Below are 422 nucleotides of genomic sequence, written 5' to 3'. Positions count from 1 at the left end.
CGCCCAGAGCGATCAGAACGCTGCCGGACCCAAGATTGTCGCCGACATCGAAAACAACGCACTGCTGATTTCGACAACCGCGCGCGAATATCATCGCATCGAGCAGATCCTGCAGCAACTCGACGTCGTGCCGACGCAAGTTTTCCTCGAAGCCGTGATCGCCGAAGTGACGCTGAACGACCAGCTGAAATATGGCATGAACTGGTATTTCGAGCATGGCAAGAACAGCTTTGCCCTGACCGATACCGACAATGGCGTGCCGACGCCGTCCTTTCCCGGCTTTTCCTGGACACATACGACCAATGACGTCCAGTCCGCGCTGAGCGCGATTTCGAGCCTGACCAAAGTCAAGGTCATTTCCTCGCCCAACCTGATGGTGATCAACAACCAGCAGGCGACGCTGCAGGTCGGCGACCAGGTGC

1 protein-coding gene is annotated in these 422 nt (G+C 57.3%); it reads left to right on the top strand.

The window, feature by feature from the left end; genetic code table 11:
* A partial coding sequence (locus AC1D0P_RS30380) for a type II secretion system protein GspD (protein ID WP_477680129.1) occupies positions 1-422 on the top strand: 422 nt, incomplete at both ends.

It is taken from the genome of Polaromonas sp. P1_G2 (assembly GCF_056405515.1).
The sequence above is the reverse complement of the archived record's forward strand: the minus strand, read 5'-3'. Positions and strand labels throughout refer to the sequence as shown.